At 67.0% G+C, this 17,699-nt stretch carries 15 protein-coding genes; 12 read left to right on the top strand and 3 right to left on the bottom strand.

The features are described 5' to 3' along the window. Positions 1 to 33 precede the first annotated feature (33 nt). The 5 genes from D0T21_RS05460 to D0T21_RS05440 all read left to right on the top strand — a co-directional run bounded on the left by D0T21_RS05460 (position 34) and on the right by D0T21_RS05440 (position 4,332). On the top strand, positions 34 to 810 hold the full coding sequence (locus tag D0T21_RS05460) for a response regulator transcription factor (protein WP_116989039.1): 777 nt from the start codon (positions 34 to 36) through the stop codon (positions 808 to 810). Then, complete coding sequence (locus D0T21_RS05455) at positions 807 to 2,648, top strand: ATP-binding protein (RefSeq protein ID WP_116989038.1); 1,842 nt, start codon at positions 807 to 809, stop codon at positions 2,646 to 2,648. Before D0T21_RS05460 ends, D0T21_RS05455 begins: the two co-directional genes overlap by 4 nt. Continuing rightward, on the top strand, positions 2,645 to 3,115 hold the full coding sequence (locus tag D0T21_RS05450) for a response regulator (protein WP_116989037.1): 471 nt from the start codon (positions 2,645 to 2,647) through the stop codon (positions 3,113 to 3,115). Before D0T21_RS05455 ends, D0T21_RS05450 begins: the two co-directional genes overlap by 4 nt. A gap of 111 nt (positions 3,116 to 3,226) precedes the next feature. Beyond that, entirely contained in the window at positions 3,227 to 3,862 is a 636-nt protein-coding gene (locus tag D0T21_RS32360) for a PEP-CTERM sorting domain-containing protein (protein ID WP_116989036.1), read from the top strand. Positions 3,863 to 3,939: 77 nt separating this feature from the next. Continuing rightward, the gene (locus D0T21_RS05440; RefSeq protein WP_116989035.1) at positions 3,940 to 4,332 is read left to right on the top strand and encodes a nuclear transport factor 2 family protein; all 393 of its coding nucleotides are present in this window, start codon (positions 3,940 to 3,942) and stop codon (positions 4,330 to 4,332) included. Positions 4,333 to 4,338: 6 nt separating this feature from the next. Here the strand turns inward: D0T21_RS05440 and D0T21_RS05435 are convergent, their stop codons facing one another. Both D0T21_RS05435 and D0T21_RS05430 read right to left on the bottom strand, forming a co-directional pair. Then, positions 4,339 to 5,421: an ATP-binding protein gene (locus D0T21_RS05435; protein ID WP_199538430.1), complete on the bottom strand. Its 1,083-nt coding sequence runs from the start codon at positions 5,419 to 5,421 to the stop codon at positions 4,339 to 4,341. After that, entirely contained in the window at positions 5,421 to 6,134 is a 714-nt protein-coding gene (locus D0T21_RS05430; RefSeq protein WP_116989033.1) for a response regulator, read from the bottom strand. Before D0T21_RS05430 ends, D0T21_RS05435 begins: the two co-directional genes overlap by 1 nt. A 130-nt stretch (positions 6,135 to 6,264) precedes the next feature. Between D0T21_RS05430 and D0T21_RS05425 the strand changes: the two genes are divergently transcribed. The 6 genes from D0T21_RS05425 to D0T21_RS05400 all read left to right on the top strand — a co-directional run bounded on the left by D0T21_RS05425 (position 6,265) and on the right by D0T21_RS05400 (position 14,348). After that, positions 6,265 to 7,407 (top strand): efflux RND transporter periplasmic adaptor subunit, encoded by a 1,143-nt coding sequence (locus tag D0T21_RS05425; protein ID WP_116989032.1) that lies wholly within the window; start codon positions 6,265 to 6,267, stop codon positions 7,405 to 7,407. Positions 7,408 to 7,425: 18 nt separating this feature from the next. After that, complete coding sequence (locus D0T21_RS05420; protein ID WP_116989031.1) at positions 7,426 to 10,530, top strand: efflux RND transporter permease subunit; 3,105 nt, start codon at positions 7,426 to 7,428, stop codon at positions 10,528 to 10,530. Further along, positions 10,527 to 11,918, top strand: a complete 1,392-nt coding sequence (locus D0T21_RS05415) for an efflux transporter outer membrane subunit (RefSeq protein ID WP_199538411.1) — start codon at positions 10,527 to 10,529, stop codon at positions 11,916 to 11,918. Before D0T21_RS05420 ends, D0T21_RS05415 begins: the two co-directional genes overlap by 4 nt. Before the next feature lie 66 nt (positions 11,919 to 11,984). After that, the gene (locus D0T21_RS05410; RefSeq protein WP_229211339.1) at positions 11,985 to 12,584 is read left to right on the top strand and encodes a pyridoxamine 5'-phosphate oxidase family protein; all 600 of its coding nucleotides are present in this window, start codon (positions 11,985 to 11,987) and stop codon (positions 12,582 to 12,584) included. Between the two features lie 66 nt (positions 12,585 to 12,650). Continuing rightward, positions 12,651 to 13,493, top strand: coding sequence for a universal stress protein (locus D0T21_RS05405; RefSeq protein ID WP_116989030.1), 843 nt, complete (start codon positions 12,651 to 12,653; stop codon positions 13,491 to 13,493). Positions 13,494 to 13,502: 9 nt separating this feature from the next. Beyond that, positions 13,503 to 14,348 (top strand): universal stress protein, encoded by an 846-nt coding sequence (locus D0T21_RS05400; RefSeq protein ID WP_116989029.1) that lies wholly within the window; start codon positions 13,503 to 13,505, stop codon positions 14,346 to 14,348. A 13-nt stretch (positions 14,349 to 14,361) separates the two neighbouring features. Here D0T21_RS05400 and D0T21_RS05395 read toward each other — a convergent pair whose 3' ends face one another. Beyond that, complete coding sequence (locus D0T21_RS05395; protein WP_199538410.1) at positions 14,362 to 16,113, bottom strand: alpha/beta hydrolase; 1,752 nt, start codon at positions 16,111 to 16,113, stop codon at positions 14,362 to 14,364. Between the two features lie 127 nt (positions 16,114 to 16,240). Here D0T21_RS05395 and D0T21_RS05390 point away from each other — a divergent pair, with 127 nt between their 5' ends. Further along, positions 16,241 to 17,644, top strand: a complete 1,404-nt coding sequence (locus D0T21_RS05390; RefSeq protein WP_116989374.1) for a bifunctional enoyl-CoA hydratase/phosphate acetyltransferase — start codon at positions 16,241 to 16,243, stop codon at positions 17,642 to 17,644. The last annotated feature ends 55 nt before the right edge of the window (positions 17,645 to 17,699 follow it).

The following is a 17,699-nucleotide window of genomic DNA, read 5'->3' as shown; positions in this document are numbered from 1 at the left end:
GCCGGGTGGCATATAATTCCCAGAAACCGCCCTATGCCGCCCATGCCCAACGACACCGCCCTCCCCACTGCCCGCGCCGCCCGCAGCCGCTACCGCCAGATCGAAAGCAGCGTCGCCCGCTGGCGCCTGCTGACCGACGCCGCCGGCGTATTGGGCAGCGATGGAGCGCGTCCCGGCGCGCTCGCCACCATCCTGGCCAAGACGCTGGCCTTCCTGTCGCTGGACGACGGCCTGCTGATGACCACCCAGGACGACGGCCTGCAAGTCTGCGCCAGCCAGGGCCAGACGCTGCCGGTAGGTGCCCGCCTAGGCCACGCGGCCGCCTTGCAGGCCACACTGCAGCCCGGCCCGCAGACGCCGGTGGTGCGGCAAGACGTGATCAGCGCCCTGCGGATAGGCCGCGAACAAAAGACCGGGCTCGAAGTGCTCGTGCCCCTATGCCTGGACAGCAAAAATCGCGGCATCCTCGCCCTGCTCGGGCCGCAACACACGCCGCCGCCCAGCCCCGACGACCTGCTCACGCTGCAAGCGGTGGCGACGCTGCTGGCGGCCGCCCAGTCCACGCCTCGCCAGGGCGCGCCACGTGTGGCTGCACCGGAAGCGGCGGCCGCGCTCAAGCTGCTGACCCCGCGCGAGCTGGAAGTGTTCGCGCTGCTGCCCAGCGGCTGGACCAACGCCGCCATGGGCGAGCACCTGGGCATCGCGGCCGGCACTGTCAAGGTCCACGTCGAACGCATCCTGCACAAGCTGGACCTGCACGACCGCACCCAGGCAGCCGTGCGCGCTGCCGATTTCGGACTCGGGGCATGAACCGCCTGCTTCATCCTCGCCACTGGTCGCTGGGGGTCAAAGGCGGCGTCATCATCGCGGCTTCGCTGGCGCTGCTGCTGGGTTCGGCCGCGACCAGCTACACGCTGGAACGCAGCACCGCCGCCGCCACCGCCGACATGCTGCGGACCATGCAAGTCCAGGCCGACATCCAGCGCCTGCACACGCAGATCGCCGAAGCGGCCACCGGCGTGCGCGGCTACCTGCTGACGGGGCGCGACGACTTCCTCACGCCCTACCGCGTCGCCAGCCTTCAACTGCCTGCCACCATGGCCCGCCTGCAGGAAACCGTAAGCGATCCCGAACAGCGCCGCCGCTTGGAGAAGGTACGGCCGCTGCTGCAAAACAAGCTGGACAGCCTGGACGTGCTGCGCGGCCAGCGCAACGCCAGCAGCGTCGTACTGCAACAGCATCTGCTGGCCAGCAAACAGGTACTCGACCAACTGCGTGCGGAAATCGGCGCCATGAACCTGCACGAAACCGAGCTGGTCGCACAGCGCACGCTGGCCTTGCAGCAGGCGTCCAACCGCAACCTGTGGATGACCATCGCCGTCATCGCCGCCGGCCTGACCGGTGCGCTGGCGATGCTGACCTTCACCTTCGGCCTGGTGCGCCGGGTGCGCCTGGCGGCCGAGAACGCCGAACGGCTTAACAGCGATCTGCCGCTCAAGCCGACGCTGGCCACCACCGACGAGCTAGGCCAGCTGTCCGACCGGCTGCACCAGGCCAGCGTGCTGCTGGCCGGCCGCGCCACGGCGGCGCAGGCGGCCAGCCAGGCCAAGACCGAATTCCTGGCGCGCACCAGCCACGAATTGCGCACGCCGCTGAACGCCATCCTCGGCTACGCCCAGCTGCTGGAAAGCGGACTGAGCGACCAACGCGACCATGAACACGCGGTGCAGATCCGCCAGGCCGGCCAGCATCTGCTGTCGCTGATCGACGAAGTGCTGGACATCGGCCGCATCGAAGCGGGCAAGCTGACGCTCGATTGCACACCGGTGGCGCTGGCGCCGCTGCTGAACGAAGCGATCACGCTGCTGCGGCCGCTGGCGCAGCAGCGTTCGGTACGGCTGCACCATGACGACATCGGCACGCTGGCCGTGATGGCGGACCGCCAGCGCCTGCTGCAAGTGCTGCTCAACGTGGTTTCCAACGGCATCAAGTATGGCGCCGCCGGCGGCGAGGTCGGCATCGTCTGCGCATCGGCAGACGGCAACATCACCATCCACATCGACGACAACGGCCCAGGCATTCCCGCCGCGATGGAAGAGCGCCTGTTCACGCCCTTCGACCGCCTCGGCATCGAGCGCGGCAGGACCGAAGGCGCCGGCCTGGGCCTGGCCGTGTCGAAGAGCCTGATGCAAGCGATGCACGGCGATATCCGCCACCAGCCCGGCCCCGGCACGCGCTTCACGTTGACGCTGCCCGCCGCCACCGCGCCCGCCTCCGGCAACGCAAACGGCCCAGCGCCAAGCCAAGCGCAGGTCGCGCCGGCCGTCGCGGCCACCCACAGCATGGTCTGCATCGACGACGACGCCGCCACCCGCACCCTGATCGCCACGCTGATGCTGCGGCGGCCGCACTGGCGCATAGCGACCCTGGCCGATACCGCCGAGGGCGCAGCGCTGACGGCACAATGGCAGCCCGACCTGCTGCTGGTCGCCAGCGGCCAGGCCAGCGCCGAACTAAGTGCCTCAGGCAGCACGCTCGTGCTGCTGGGCGCCGCCCCGCACGAGGACGCGCCGGAGCGCCACCTGGCCAAGCCACTCAACGTGCCCGCATTCTTCGCCCTGTTGGACCTGATGGAGCAAACCCGATGATGGAAAACGAAGTCCTGGCCTCCCGCATCCTGATCATCGACGACCAGCCCGCCAACCTGCGGCTGCTGGAAGACCTGTTCATCGGCGAGGGCCTGACCCACGTAGTCGGCACCACCGACGCCAAGACCGCGCTCGAGCTGTACACCGCCTTCGATCCCGACCTGATCGTGCTGGACCTGATGATGCCCGACCTGGATGGTTACGCGGTGCTGGAACGGCTCAAGCGACGCGGCGATCCCTACGACTTCCGCCCGGTGCTGGTGATCACCGCCGACGCCACGGCCGAGGCCAAACGCCGCTCGCTGGCCCTGGGCGCCAAGGACTTCCTGACCAAGCCCTTCGACACGCTGGAAGCGATGTTGCGCGTATGGAATCTGCTGGAAACGCGGGTGCTGTACAAACGCCTGCAAGCGCTGGCGCCGAAGGAAGACCTGGCCCCGCAAAGCTACCGCAGCCGACAAGACTGAGCCAACGTCCCCGAAAATATTTTATTTGTTTTGAAACCTTTTATCAGTTGTCTGGAATACACGGTTTGCGGGTTCAGGCTCGCCTCCCACAACCCGATACGGACAACCAACATGAAAACACTGCTACTGAAGGCCATCACCGTCGCCGGCATCGCCGCCGCTGCCAACGCCCACGCCGTCACCGACCCGGCAGGCGACTTCCTCGCGGTCTACACTGGCAGCCACACCCCCGCGTTCGATGTGCTGTCGGCCGATGTCGGCTACAACGCCGCCACCAATGAATTCGTGTTCCGCACCACCACCGCCGGACCGATCGCCGGTGTGGCAGGCGCGGCCTATGTGTTCGGGCTGGACGTGGGCGGCTCGTCCAATGCGCCGTTCGCCTCGGTCGGCTTGCCGGGCGTGACCTTCAACTCGGTTGTGACGCTGCGCTCCGACGGCACCGGCAGCATCGGCGCCAACGCCCTGAGCACCCACATCGTCGGCAACGAAATCTTCTCCACCGTATCGGCCTCGCTGCTGCCATCGAAAGGCCTGGCGTTCAAGGACTACACCTGGACCGTATGGTCGATCGATAGCCGTGTCGCCGGCCTGGGCCGCCTGGCCGACTTCGCGCCGGACGCCAACATCAAGGTCAGCGCCGTGCCGGAGCCGGCCACCTATGGCATGCTGGCCGCCGGCATGGGCCTGCTGGGCGTGGTCGCCCGCCGTCGCGCGCGCGCCGCCGGCGGCGATATGGCCGCCTGAGTATAGATGCTATCGGCGCGGCCCAGTCACAGCCGTGCCGGCGTCACGTAGGATGCGCTTTCAATAAGGAGACTCCTATGGATAACGCTCAAACGTCCGAACCGCGCTTCAACGCCGAACAACTGGCGGTGCTGGAACCGATACAAAACTATTTCCAGGGCCATGCCCAGGATAACGCCGACTTCATGCGCAAGGCCTTCCTGCCGACCGCTCACATCGAATCGATGCGCGAAGGCGTGTTCACGTCGTGGCCGCTGGATGTGTATTGCGAGCGTTTCAAGGGCACGCCGGCTGCCGACGAGGCGCAGCGCCGCCGCACCACCGACTGGATCGAAGTGCACGGCAACGCCGCCTGCGCCCGCATCACACTGGAGCATGGCGCGATGACTTTCGTCGACTACTTCGTGCTGCTCAAGACCGAGCAAGGCTGGAAGATCGCCAACAAGGCTTTCCAGGGCCAAGCCACCTGAAGAGCGTCAACTAAGCGCGGGGCCCGGTATCGGCATCGGCCACGCGATTTCGAACATCGCACCGCCCGCATCGCCGCGCCGGTACGAGGCCACGCCGCCGTGTGCCTCGGCAATCGCACGCACCACCGCCAGACCCAAGCCGCTGCCGCCAACCGCGCCAGCGCGCGCATGCTCGCCCCGGTGGAAGGCCAGGAACAGCTTGCCTTCCAACTCTTCATCGATGCCGGGACCTGCATCTTCCACCTGCAACAGATACTGAGCGCCCAACCCCCGCGTGCGGATGCGGATAACGCCGGGGTCCGCATAGCGCCCGGCGTTGTCCAGCAAGGCCAGCAGGATCTGCCGCATGCGCGCGGCGTCGCAGCAGATGCGCCCTTCCGCCAGGTCCAGCGACAGCTTGTAGCCTGCCGCCTCCATCTGCGGCGCCAGCAGATGCGCAACATCGCGGATGGCGCCGGCCAGATCGCAGTCAGCCAGCTCCAGCTTCAGGTGGCCGCTGTCGAACATGCTCAACATGCGCAAGTCGTCGATCAGGCGCGACAGGCCTTCCACCTGATGCAGCAAGCCGCGGAACTGTTTTTCATCAGGCTGGAACACGCCTTCGGCCAGGCCTTGCAAGCGGCCGCGCAATATCGTCACCGGCGTGCGCAATTCGTGAGCGATAGCGGCGTTCCAGGTGACCATCTCGCGCTCCATGCGCTGCAAGCGTTCCGCCATCGCGTTGAAGTCGTCGACCAGCAAGGCGGTCTCGCCCAGCGAACGGTCGCCCGCCACCGCGCGCGCGGCCAGGTCGCCATGCGCCACGCGGCGCACGCTGTCTGCCACCGAATTCAAGGGAGCCAGGATGCGCCTGGCCAAACGCGCCGACGCCCAGATCGCGAACACCAGCGCGAGCATCGTGACGGACGCCATCCAGATCCACTCAGTGCTGGTGGGGATCATGTCGGTCGGGCCGGAGAGCAGATCCGGCCGGTACTCGATCACCAGCGCGTAGAACACGTAGGAACCCAGCAGGACCACCAGCGTCATCCCCAGCGACACGGCCAGCATCGCCAGCGTGATTTGCCGGTTCAGGCCGGGGCCGCGCATCATTCCGCATCCTCCAGCCGGTAGCCGACGCCGCGCAAGCTGGTCAACACGCCGCTCAGGCCACTGTCTTCCAGCTTCTTGCGCAGCTTGCTGACGTGGCTGTCCACCGTGCGTTCCAGCGCGTTCCCCTCCGGCAGACAGGCAACCAGCAACTCAGCCCGTGTGAACACCCGCTTGGGCGCGCGCGCCATGTGGGTCAGCAGGCGGAACTCGGTCAGCGTCAGGTTAAGCGGCGTGCGTTGGCCGTTCACTTCCGCACTGGCCTGATAGGTTTCAAGGTCGATCTCCAGCGGTCCACAACGCAGCACGCCGGCGGTCGGCCCGGCGTTGCGCGCGGCGGCCCGGCGCAGCACGGCGCCCACGCGCGCGGCCACCTCGGCCGGATTGAAAGGCTTGACCACATAGTCGTCGGCGCCGATGCGCAGGCCCATCAGCTTGTCGATGTCCTGGTCGTGCGCGGTCAGCATGATGACCGGTGTGTCGCCGCGCTGGCGCAGTTCGGACAGTACCTTCCAGCCGTCCACGCGCGGCATCTGCACGTCCAGCAGCACCAGGTCCGGCTTCAGCGAAAGGTGCAGGTCGAGCGCGATGCGGCCGTCGGCCGCGTGCGCGGTGCGCAGGCCGTCGCGCGCCAGGTAGGCTTGCAGGATTTGGGCAATTTCGGATTCGTCCTCGGCGATCAGCACCAGCGGGGTTCCGGGAGAACTAGACATGAATGAATTGAAAATAAGTAACGATCTCCATCATATCTCCATATTTCCTCAATAGATAGGCCACGTTAGGTGTTTAAAGTTGCTAGTCCTGCATTCCCTCATGGCGGGAAAACACTTTGGACGACTAGCTATGCACATCACGAAGATTTCACTCAAGGCCCTGCTGTCCGGGCTGACCCTGTTGACCCTGGCCGCCTGCCACCAGGCGCCGCCCGACGAGCTGCCGCCATCGCCGAAAGTCTCCACGCTAACCGTCGCCGCCGGCCCGGTGGAACTGGCCGAGGACCTGCCCGGCCGCGTCACAGCCTTCCGCACGGCGGAGATCCGGCCGCAGGTGGGCGGCATCATCCAGCGCCGCCTGTTCGAGCAAGGCGCCGAAGTGAAGGCTGGCACGCCGCTGTTCCAGATCCACACCGCACCCTTCCAGGCCGACGCCGACACGGCCGCCGCCGCGCTGCAACGCGCCGAAGCGGCGTTGGTGCGCGCCAAAATCCAGGCCGAGCGCATCCGCCCGCTGGTGCAGGCCGACGCCATCAGCCAGCAAACCTATGACGATGCCGTGTCCCAGCGCGACCAGGCCCAGGCCGAAGTTGGCCAGGCCAAGGCCACGCTGGCGCGCCGCCGCCTCGACCTGGGTTACGCGACCGTCACCGCGCCGATCTCCGGCCGGATCGGCGAGGAGCTGGTGACCGAAGGCGCACTTGTGGCTCAAACCGACGCCACGCCGATGGCCCGCATCCAACAGATAGACCAGGTGTACGTGGATGTACGCCAGCCGGCCTCCATGCTGCGCACGCTGCGCGGCGACTCGGCCCATCCGCCCAAGGCTTACATCCTGGACGGCAGCGGCAACAACTACGGCCTCGACGCACGCATCCTGTTCTCCGGCATCAACGTCGATACCGGCACCGGCGACATGGTGTTGCGCATCCTGGTCGACAACCGCGACCGCCAGCTGCTGCCAGGCATGTTCGTGCGCGCCCGCATCGCGCGCATGGCCGACGCCGACGGCATCCTGGTGCCGCAGCAAGCCGTGCTGCACGCCGGCTCCACCCGCGTGTGGGTGGTGGATGCTGGCAACAAGGCCGTGCTGCGCGAGGTCAAGCTGGGCGGCATGGTCGGCCACAACTATCTCATCACCCAGGGGCTGAAGGCCGGCGAGAAAATCGCGGTCGAAGGCCTGGACCGCATCCAGCCCGACACCAAACTGGACATCACGCCATGGCGCCGCGAAACGGTCGCCGCCATGGCCGGCGCACCAGCGCAGCGCTGATACTGCAAGGATTAAGTCATGCCTCAATTCTTCATCGACCGCCCTATTTTTGGCTGGGTGATCGCCATCTTCATCGTCCTGTTCGGACTGATCGCCATACCGCAATTGCCGGTTGAGCGCTATCCGTCGGTGGCGCCGCCCAGCGTCAGCATCAGCGCCAGCTATCCCGGCGCCACGCCGCAGACCATGAACGACGCGGTGGTCAGCCTGATCGAACGCGAGCTCTCCAGCGTCAAGAACCTGCTGTACTTCGAATCGTCGGCCGATACCTCGGGCTCGGCGCAGATCACCGCCACCTTCAAGCCAGGCACCAATCCGGAGCTGGCACAGGTGGACGTGCAAAACCGTCTCAAATCGGTCGAGCCGCGCCTGCCGCAGGCGGTGCGCCAGAACGGCCTGTCGGTCGAATCGGCCGGTTCCGGCTTCCTGATGATCGTCGGCCTGAGCGCCAACAATGGCAAGTACGACGAGATCGACCTGAGCGACTACATGGCGCGCAACGTGGTCGAAGAGCTGCGCCGCATTCCCGGCGTCGGCCGCGTGCAGCTGTTCGGCGCCGAGAAGGCCATGCGCATCTGGGTCGATCCGGGCAAACTGGTCTCCTACAAGCTGACCATGGGCGACCTGAGCACGGCCGTGGCCCAGCAGAACGCCCAGATCGCGCCGGGCCGCATCGGCGACACGCCCACCCTGCCCGGCCAGCGCGTATCGATACCGCTGACGGTGCAAGGCCAGCTGCAAACGCCGGAACAATTCGCCGCCATCGTGCTGCGCGCCAACCTGGACGGTTCCAAGGTCGTCATGGGCGACGTCGCCCGCGTCGAACTGGGCGCGCAGAACTACGCCAGCGCCACGCGCGAGAACGGCCGCGCCGCCACCGGCGCCGCCGTGCAACTGTCGCCCGGTGCCAACGCGGTCAAGACGGCGCAGGCCGTGCGCGAGCGCATGCATGAACTGAGCAAGACCCTGCCGGCTGGCATCACCTACTCGGTGCCTTTCGATACCGCGCCGTTCGTCAAGATCTCCATCGAAAAAGTAGTGCATACGCTGCTGGAAGCGATGGTGCTGGTGTTCCTGGTCATGTACCTGTTCCTGCAAAAGATACGCTACACGCTGATTCCCGCCATCGTCGCGCCGATCGCGCTGCTGGGCACCTTTGCCATCATGCTGTTGCTGGGGTTCTCGGTCAACGTGCTGACCATGTTCGGCATGGTGCTGGCCATCGGTATCATCGTCGACGATGCCATCGTGGTGGTCGAAAACGTCGAACGCCTGATGGCCACCGAAGGCTTGTCGCCCAAGGCCGCCACCTCGAAGGCGATGCGCGAGATCACCGGCGCGGTCATCGGCATCACGCTGGTGCTGACGGCGGTGTTCATCCCGATGGCGCTGGCCAGCGGCTCGGTGGGCGCCATCTATCGCCAGTTCACGCTGTCGATGGCGGTCTCCATCCTGTTCTCCGCCTTCCTGGCGCTGACGCTGACGCCGGCCTTGTGCGCCACCCTGCTCAAGCCGGTCGATCCGCTGCATCACGAGAAGACCGGTTTCTTCGGCTGGTTCAACCGCAAGTTCGACCGCATGAACGCCCGCTACGAAAGCGGTGTGGCCCGCATCGTCAAGCGCTCGGGCCGCGTGATGCTGGTGTTCGCCGTACTGGTCGGCCTGCTGGCCTTCGGCTTCCGTCTGCTGCCGGCATCCTTCCTGCCGGAGGAAGACCAGGGCTATTTCATCACCTCGATCCAGCTACCGTCCGACGCCAGCACCGAACGCACGCTCGACATCGTCAAGAAATTCGAGGATCACCTGGTGACGCGCAACGGCATCAGCAACAACCAGTCGATACTCGGTTGGAGCTTCACCGGCAGCGGCCCGAACGCGGCCATCGCCTTCACCATGCTGAAGGACTGGGACCAGCGTGACGGCGCCACCGTGCAGCACGAGGTGGAACTGGCCCAGGCGGCCATGTCGCAGACCAACGAGGGCATGGTGATGAGCGTGATGCCGCCGGCCATCGACGATCTCGGCAACTCGTCGGGCTTCTCGCTGCGCCTGCAAGACCGCGCCAACCAGGGCGACGCGGCGCTGAAGGCCGCGCAGAACAAGTTGCTGGAACTGGCCTCGCACAGCAAGCTGGTCGCGGGCACCTATCCCGAAGGCCTGCCGAATGGCACCAGCATCCAGCTCGATATCGACCGCCAGAAAGCGGAAGCGTTGGGCGTGGCCTTCACCAGCATCAGCGAGACGCTGTCGGCCGCGATGGGATCGCAGTATGTGAACGACTTCCCCAACCACGGCCGCATGCAGCAGGTAATCATCCAGGCCGACGCCGGCGCCCGCATGCAGCTGGACGACGTGCTGCGCCTGCACGTGCGCAACGCGGCCGGCGGCATGGTGCGCCTGAGCGAAGTGGTCACGCCGCAGTGGCGCGACACACCGCTGCAAATGGTGCGCTACCAGGGCTATCCGTCGGCGCGCATCGGCGGCAGCGCCGCGCCCGGCACGTCCAGCGGCGAGGCGATGGCGGAGATGGAGCGTCTGGCCAAGCAGCTGCCGCCCGGTTTCGCGGTCAAGTGGACCGGCATCTCGCTGCAAGAGAAGCAGTCCGCCGCGCAGGCGCCGATGCTGATGGCGCTGTCGATGCTGGTGGTGTTCCTGGTGCTGGCGGCGCTGTACGAGAGCTGGTCGATACCGTTGTCGGTGATGCTGGTGGTGCCGCTGGGCCTGCTCGGCTGCGTGGCCGCCGTGCTGATACGCGGCTTGCCAAATGACGTGTTCTTCAAGGTCGGCATGATCACGGTGATCGGCCTGTCCGCCAAGAACGCCATCCTGATCATCGAGTTCGCCAAGCAGATGCACCAGGACGGCAAAGGCCTGCTGGAGTCGGCCATCGAAGCGGCGCGACTGCGCTTGCGCCCTATCCTGATGACCTCGCTGGCCTTCGCGCTGGGCGTGCTGCCGCTGATGCTGGCCGGCGGCGCCAGCTCGGAGACCCAGCACGCGATCGGTACCGGCGTGTTCGGCGGCATGGTCACCGCGACCATATTGGCGATCTTCTTCGTGCCGGTGTTTTATGTGTCTGTACTGGGTCTCGTTGCACGATACGCAGTGAAGGAAACAGAATGAGAAAAATCCATATCCCGGCGGCGTTGACGCTGGCATTGCTGCTGGGCGCCTGTTCGCTAACGCCGGTTTTAGAAAAGTCTGTAGCGCCGGTACCGAACAGCTTTGGTGCCGGCGCCGGCGTCGGAGCCAGCGGCGCCGACCTTGGCTGGCAATCGATGTTCGGCGATCCACGTCTGCAAGCCTTGATCGACCTGGCGCTGAAAAACAATCGCGACCTGCGGCTGGCCCTGCTCAACGTGCAGTCCGTGCGCGCGCAGTTCGACATCCAGGACAGCGCCCGCCTGCCAACAGTGGCAGCCAACGCCGGCCTGGTGAAGCAGCGCAGCGCGGCCAACGGCCCGGTCGCCGCGTCGGTCGATAGCCAGAAGTCGACCGGGCTCGGCATCAGCGCGTTCGAGCTCGACTTGTTCGGCCGCGTCGCCGCGCTGTCCGAGGCGGCATTCGCGCGCTATGTCGCCAGCGACGAGAGCCGGCGCGCCGTGCAGATCGCGCTGGTGGGTGCAGTCGCGGACACCTATTTCGCCCAACGCCTGGCCGAAGAACAGCTGCAACTGACCGAGCGCACGCTGGCCGACTGGCAACGGTCGCTGGAACTGGCCCAGCAGCTGAAAGCCGCCCGCCAGCGCAGCGGTCTCGACGTCGCCGAAGCGGAAGGCCAGGTCGCCACCGCGCAGGCGGACCGCGAAGCACGCCTGCGCGCCGTAGCGCTGGCCGGCAACGCGTTGGATCTGCTGACCGGCGTGCACGCGCCAGGCGGCCTGCCGGGCAGCATCGCGCTGGACCGGCAGCCGGTGCTGGTGCAGCTGCCGGCCGGCCTGCCGTCCGAACTGCTGACGCGCCGCCCCGATATCCGCCAGGCCGAACAGGCACTGGTGGCCGCCAACGCCGACATCGGCGCGGCGAAGGCCGCGTTCTTTCCGCAGATCTCGCTGACGGCCAGCCTCGGCTACGCCAGCCCGTCGCTGTCGGGCATGTTCGCCAGCGGCCAGCGGACCTGGTCGTTCGCGCCGCAGATCACGCAGCCGCTGTTCAACCACGGCAAGCTGCGCTCGGAACTGCGCCTGGCCGAACTGCGCAAATCCGCCGCCGTGGTGGAGTACGAAAAATCCGTGCAAACCGCCTTCCGCGAAGTGGCGGATGGACTGGCCGGCCGCGCCACCTACGGCCGCCAGATCGAAGCGCAGGCGCGGGTGGTCGGCAGCGCCGAGCGGCGCCTGGCTCTGTCCCGGCTGCGCTACGACGCCGGCCAGGACAGCCGCCTGGAATTGCTGGACGCGCAGCGGCTGCTGTACGCCAGTCAGCAAACCCTACTGGAACTGCGACGTAACGAGTTCGGCAACGCCGTGGCGCTGTACAAGGCACTGGGCGGCGGCCTGAACGCAGGCTAAGGCGGCTGGCGGCGGAACTGTGGTGCGGCCAGGGAGTCTAAAGTCTAGCCTCGCCAGGGAGCCGCCATGCAATCAGTTCTGATCGTGTACTACTCCCGCACCGGAGTCACCGCCAAGGTGGCGACGACCATGGCGCAGGCATGGTGGCAAAGCCGTCCTGATCCATCATTCACGACACTGGAAAAGCCCATGCAAGCACTGGACCGCACCCACCGCCAATTCATCCTCAACCTGCTCGCCGCCACGCATGACATGACGCTGGCCACGGTGCGCCCGGACGGTTTTCCGCAAGCCACCGTCATCAGCTTCGTCAACGACGGGCTGACGCTGTATGCAGGCATCGGCCTCGACAGCCAGAAGGCGCACAACATCCGCCAGAACGACAAGGTGTCCGCCACCATCACGCCGCCGTACTCGGACTGGCGCCACATCCGTGGCCTGTCGCTGGCCGGCCATGCCGCCATCGTCGCCGGCGCCGAGGAGACGGCGCACGCGGCCGACCTGATGCTGTTCCGCTTCCCCCAGTTGCGCCAACTGATGCCGGCCAACGGCCCCACCTGGCCGGGCGCGGTGTTCATGCGCATCGTACCGTCCATTATTTCCGTCCTCGACTACGAGCTCGGCTTCGGGCACACAGCGCTATTTGAGGTATTGCCGGATATTTGATTCAGATCATATATTTTGCGGATACCGTTTGTTAGCCTGAGTTTTTCATCTGATCAGGAGAACGTCATGTCCTACAAAAGCATACTCGTCCACGTCGACAACTCGGACCACGCCCCGGAGCGCATCGCCTTGGCGGCCCGCCTGGCCCGCCAGCAGGACGCGCACCTGATCGGCGCGGCCGCCACCGGGATCGCCGGGGAGCTCCTCCGCACCAGCGCCATGATGTATTCCGGCATGGTGCCGCAAGAGCAGCCTGATGAACTGGTCAGCAACGCCGAACAGGCGTTGGCAAAGTTCGAAACCCAGGCCCGCGCGGCCGACGTGCGCTACGAGCGCCGCATCAGCGACGACGATCCCCAGGATGGCCTGGTGCTCCAGGCCCGTTATGCCGACCTGGTGGTGCTCAGCCAGTGCGAACCGGGCGAAGAAGGCCTGCTGATGGGCCCCGGCCTGGCCGCCCACCTGGCGCTGAACGGTGGCCGGCCGGTGCTGGTGGTGCCGTATGCCGGCACCTACCCGCATATGGACCGCCACGCGCTGGTCGCCTGGGACGGCAGCCGTTCCGCCACCCGCGCCGTCACCGACGCGCTGCCCCTGCTGCGCCGCAGCGCCCGCGTGACACTGGCGGTATTCGACGCGGAACACCAGTACGGCGTGCACGGCGCCGAGCCGGGCGCCGATATCGCGCTGTTCCTGGCCCGCCACGGCGTCAAGGTTGAAGTGTCGCAGCAGCCCAAGCCAGAAGGCGCAAGCGTGGGCGAAGCACTGCTATCGCTGTCGGCCGATCTCGGCGCCGACCTGCTGGTGATGGGCGCCTACGGCCACATGCGCTGGCGCGAAACCGTGCTGGGCGGCGTCACCCGCACGCTGCTGGCATCGATGACGCTGCCTGTGCTGATGTCGCACTGAGGCCCGGCCATGAGCTATAAAACCATCGTCGTACACTGCGACCAGTCGCCGCACGCGGCGGGCCGCTACGCACTGGCGGCCAAGGTCGCCCTGGCCACCGGCGCCCACCTGACCGGGGTCGCGCTGACCGGTATGTCGCGCTACGCGGAATGGAACGACAGCCTCGGCGCGTGGCCATTGCCGCCGCATGTGCTGGACCAGCTGCGCCACCAAGCCGCCGCCGCACTGGCCAACTTCGAGCGCGACGTGGCCGCTGCGGGTGTCATGCTGTGCTCCAGCAGCCTGTACGAGGACGATGCGGAAAGCGGCCTGCTGCTGCATGCCCGCTATGCCGACCTGCTGGTGCTGAGCCAGACCGATCCGGGCGACATCCAGTTCGGCATCAGCCGCCCCTTGCCGCCGGAACTGCTGCTGCAAGGCGGCCGCCCGCTGCTGCTGGCGCCGACCTCGGCCACGGCCGCCAGCGCGCCGGAAGTCATCCGCCATCCGCTGCTGACCTGGGACGGCAGCGTGCAGGCGGCACGCGCCTTCAGCGATGCCTTGCCCTTGCTGCGCCTGGCCGAACGCATCACGCTGCTAGTGCTCAATGCGGACCGCGACCCGGCCCGCCACGGCGCCGAACCGGGCGCAGACATGGCGCTATTCCTGTCCCGCCACGGCGTGCAGGTGGACGTCATGCGCGAGTTCACCACGGTGGAAATCGGCTCGGCCCTGCTGTGCGCCGCGGCCGAACGCGGCTGCGACCTGCTGGTGATGGGCGGCTACGGCCACCACCGCCTGCATGAAACCCTGCTCGGCGGCGCCACCCGCAGCATCCTGCGCGAGATGACGCTGCCGGTGCTGATCTCGCACTGAGACCAGCCCTGCCTCAATGCTGCAACACGAAGTTGCCTGGCGCCGGACCCAACAACCGGCCCAGGCCCATCGCCGGTGGCGCCGCACGTTCCCGGCTTGCATGGCGCACCAGCCATTGCTGCCAATGCGGCCACCATGAACCTTCGGTGCGCTCGGCGCTGTTCAACCACTCGTCCGGACTGCTGTAGCCGGCCGCCTGCGCCCGGGTACTGGCGGGATGGCTGCGGTAGCTGCGGTTGGCATGGCCGGGTTCGGAGACGATGCCCGCGTTGTGGCCGCCGGACGCCAGCACGAAATCGATGGGCGCACCGCTCAGCAGGTGGATCTTGTACACCGACCGCCATGGCGACACGTGGTCGCGCTCGGTCCCGACGACGAACATCGGCGTGCGGATGTCGGACAGCGCGATCGGCTTGCCCTGCGCCGTATAGCGCCCTTCGGCCAGGTCGTTGCGCAGGAACAGGCCGTGCAGGTACTCGCTGTGCATGCGGAACGGCAAGCGCGTGCTGTCGGCGTTCCAGGACATCAGGTCGTTCGGCGCGCTGCGCTCGCCCATCAGGTACTCGCGCATCATGCGCGACCACACCAGGTCACGCGCATGCAAGAGCTGGAAGGACGCGGCCATCTGGTCGCCGTCCAGATAGCCCTGGTCCCACATCAACGCGTCCAGGAAAGCGAGCTCGCTGTCGTCGATGAACAGGCCCAGCTCGCCCGGCTCGCTGAAATCGGTCTGCGCCGCCAGCAGTGAAACAGAGGCCAGCTTGCCGTGCTGGCCGTGCTCGCCCGAGTCGATGGCGGCGGCGGCGATCGCCAGCAGCGTGCCGCCCAGGCAATAGCCCACCGCATGCACCGGCGCGCCCTCGCCCAGCTGGTCGGCCTGCTCCAGCGCGGCAAACACGCCGTGTTGCAGGTAATCGTCCATGCCCATGTTGCGGTCATGCTGGTCGGGATTGCGCCAGGACAGCATCAACACCGTATGTCCCTGCTGCACCAGATAGCGCACCAGCGAATTGTGCGGCGACAGGTCGAGGATGTAGTACTTCATGATCCACGACGGCACGATCAGCACCGGCTCGCGGTAGACATTTTCGGTTTGCGGCGAGTACTGGATCAGTTCGATCAGCTCGTTGCTGAAGATCACCTGGCCCGGCGTGACCGCCACATCCTGCCCCGGCACATAACTGGGGCCGGTCGGTTCCGGCACCGCCATGTCCGGCGGCGCCAGGCGCCGGCACAGGTCGCGGCGCCAGTTGAGCGCGCCGTCGATCAGGCTGCGCCCGCCGCTGGCGGCCGCGGCCCGCAACACCTCCGGATTGCTCCACAGATAATTCGACGGCGAGTACATGTCCAGCAGCTGGCGCGCGGTGAAGGCCACCACCTCGGCATGGTGCGGCGCCACGCCGCGCACGCCGGTGGTGGCCTGGCGCCAAAACTGCTCGGCTTGCTTAAAGCTGTTCACGTATTGCGAAAACGGCCACTGACGCCAGGCGACGTTATCGAAGCGGCTATCGTCAGCTGCAGCCGGATTGGCCATCCCGGCCCATGCTCCCAGGCATTGCGCCGCCAGCTCGCTGCGCTTGCCCGGCGACACTGCCAGGTGCTGCCACCAGTCCTGGAACGCCAGCGACATCGCGATCGGCGACACGCCGCCGGTCAGCCGCGCCACCTGGCTCCGCAGGTACAGGTCGAGCGTATTGCCGGGTGCTTCGGATTCCGGCGACGGCGCAGCCGCGCCCGGAACAACTTTCAACTGTGCAGTCTTCACATGCCCTCCTGATTTGACGATGCACCGATTATGGTTGGGGGGCGTCCCCGAAGTATTTGATCTGGATCAAATACTTCGGGGAGCGCGCTCTCTAGACTGCCCTGCATTGCCCACCAAAGCCATTGCCATGAACGAATCCGACGACATTATTGAAAACATCACTTACGACGAATTGCAAGTAGGCCAATGCGCGCGCCTGAGCCGCACGCTGAGCAAGGACGATATCGCCGCCTTTGCCGCCGTCTCCGGCGACGTCAACCCGGCCCACGTCGATCCGGAATACGCCGGCCACACCCTGTTCCACGGCGTGATCGCGCACGGCATGTGGGGCGCGGCGCTGATCTCGCGCCTGCTGGGCACCTGCCTGCCCGGCCCCGGCACGATCTATCTGGCGCAGACGCTGCAGTTCCTCAAGCCGGTGCGCATCGGCGACGAATTGCGCATCACCGCCACCGTGACCGCCATGGAGCCGGTCAAGAAACACGTGCTGCTCGATTGCGAGATCAAGAACCAGACCGGCGCCGTGGTGCTGACCGGCGTCGCCACGGTCATCGCGCCGAGCGAAAAGGTGCGCCGTCCGCGCATCCATGTGCCTGCACTGAACCTGTCCCAGGTGCACGCCAATTATGCCAGCCTGATGGACGCCGCGGCGCCGCTGACAGCGGTGCGCTGCGCCGTGGTCCATCCCTGCGACGAAGCCTCCCTGCGCGGCGCCCTCGACGCCGCCAGGCACGGCCTGATCGTGCCGGTGCTGGTCGGCCCGCTGGCGCGCCTGCGGACGTTGGCAGCAAGCGCCGGACTGTCGCTAGCCGGCATCGAACTGGCCGACGTGCCGCACAGCCATGCGGCCGCCGCGCGCGCCGCCGCCATGGCCGGCGCCGGCGAAGTGGAGATGCTGATGAAAGGCAGCCTGCACACCGACGAGCTGATCTCCGCCGTGCTGGCAATACCGGGGCTACGCACCGCGCGCCGCTTGTCGCATGTATTCCGGATCGAAGTGCCGCTGTACGACAAGGTGCTGCTGATCTCGGACGGCGCGCTCAACATCCAGCCCACGCTGGCGGACAAGGTCGACATCGTGCAGAACGCCATCGAACTGGCGCATGCGCTGGGCACGGCCGAGCCCAGGGTGGCCATCCTGTCGGCGGTGGAGACGGTGACGCCGAAAATCCCGTCCACGCTGGACGCGGCGGCCCTGTGCAAGATGGCCGAACGCGGCCAGATCAGCGGCGCCCTGCTGGACGGCCCGCTCGCCTTCGACAACGCCATCTCGCCGATGGCCGCGCGCGCCAAGGGCATCGTCTCGCAAGTAGCCGGGCACGCCGACATCCTGATCGCGCCCGACCTGGAGGCCGGCAACCTGCTGGCCAAGCAGCTGGAGTACCTGGCCGGCGCCGCCGTCTGCGGCGTGGTGCTGGGCGCGACCGTGCCGATCGCCCTGACCAGCCGCGCCGACGATGCCGCCGCCCGCACCGCCTCGGCGGCGCTGGCGTTGATGCTGGCCCATCGCTACCGCCAGCAACGGCCGTAAGCTGCGCCCCTGGGACGGCGGCCCCCGCCCGCCGCCGTCCATTTGTTAATTTTTG

The organism is Duganella sp. BJB476 (genome assembly GCF_003416895.1).
GTDB lineage: Bacteria > Pseudomonadota > Gammaproteobacteria > Burkholderiales > Burkholderiaceae_D > Rugamonas.
This window is presented reverse-complemented; position numbering and strand designations above follow the sequence as displayed.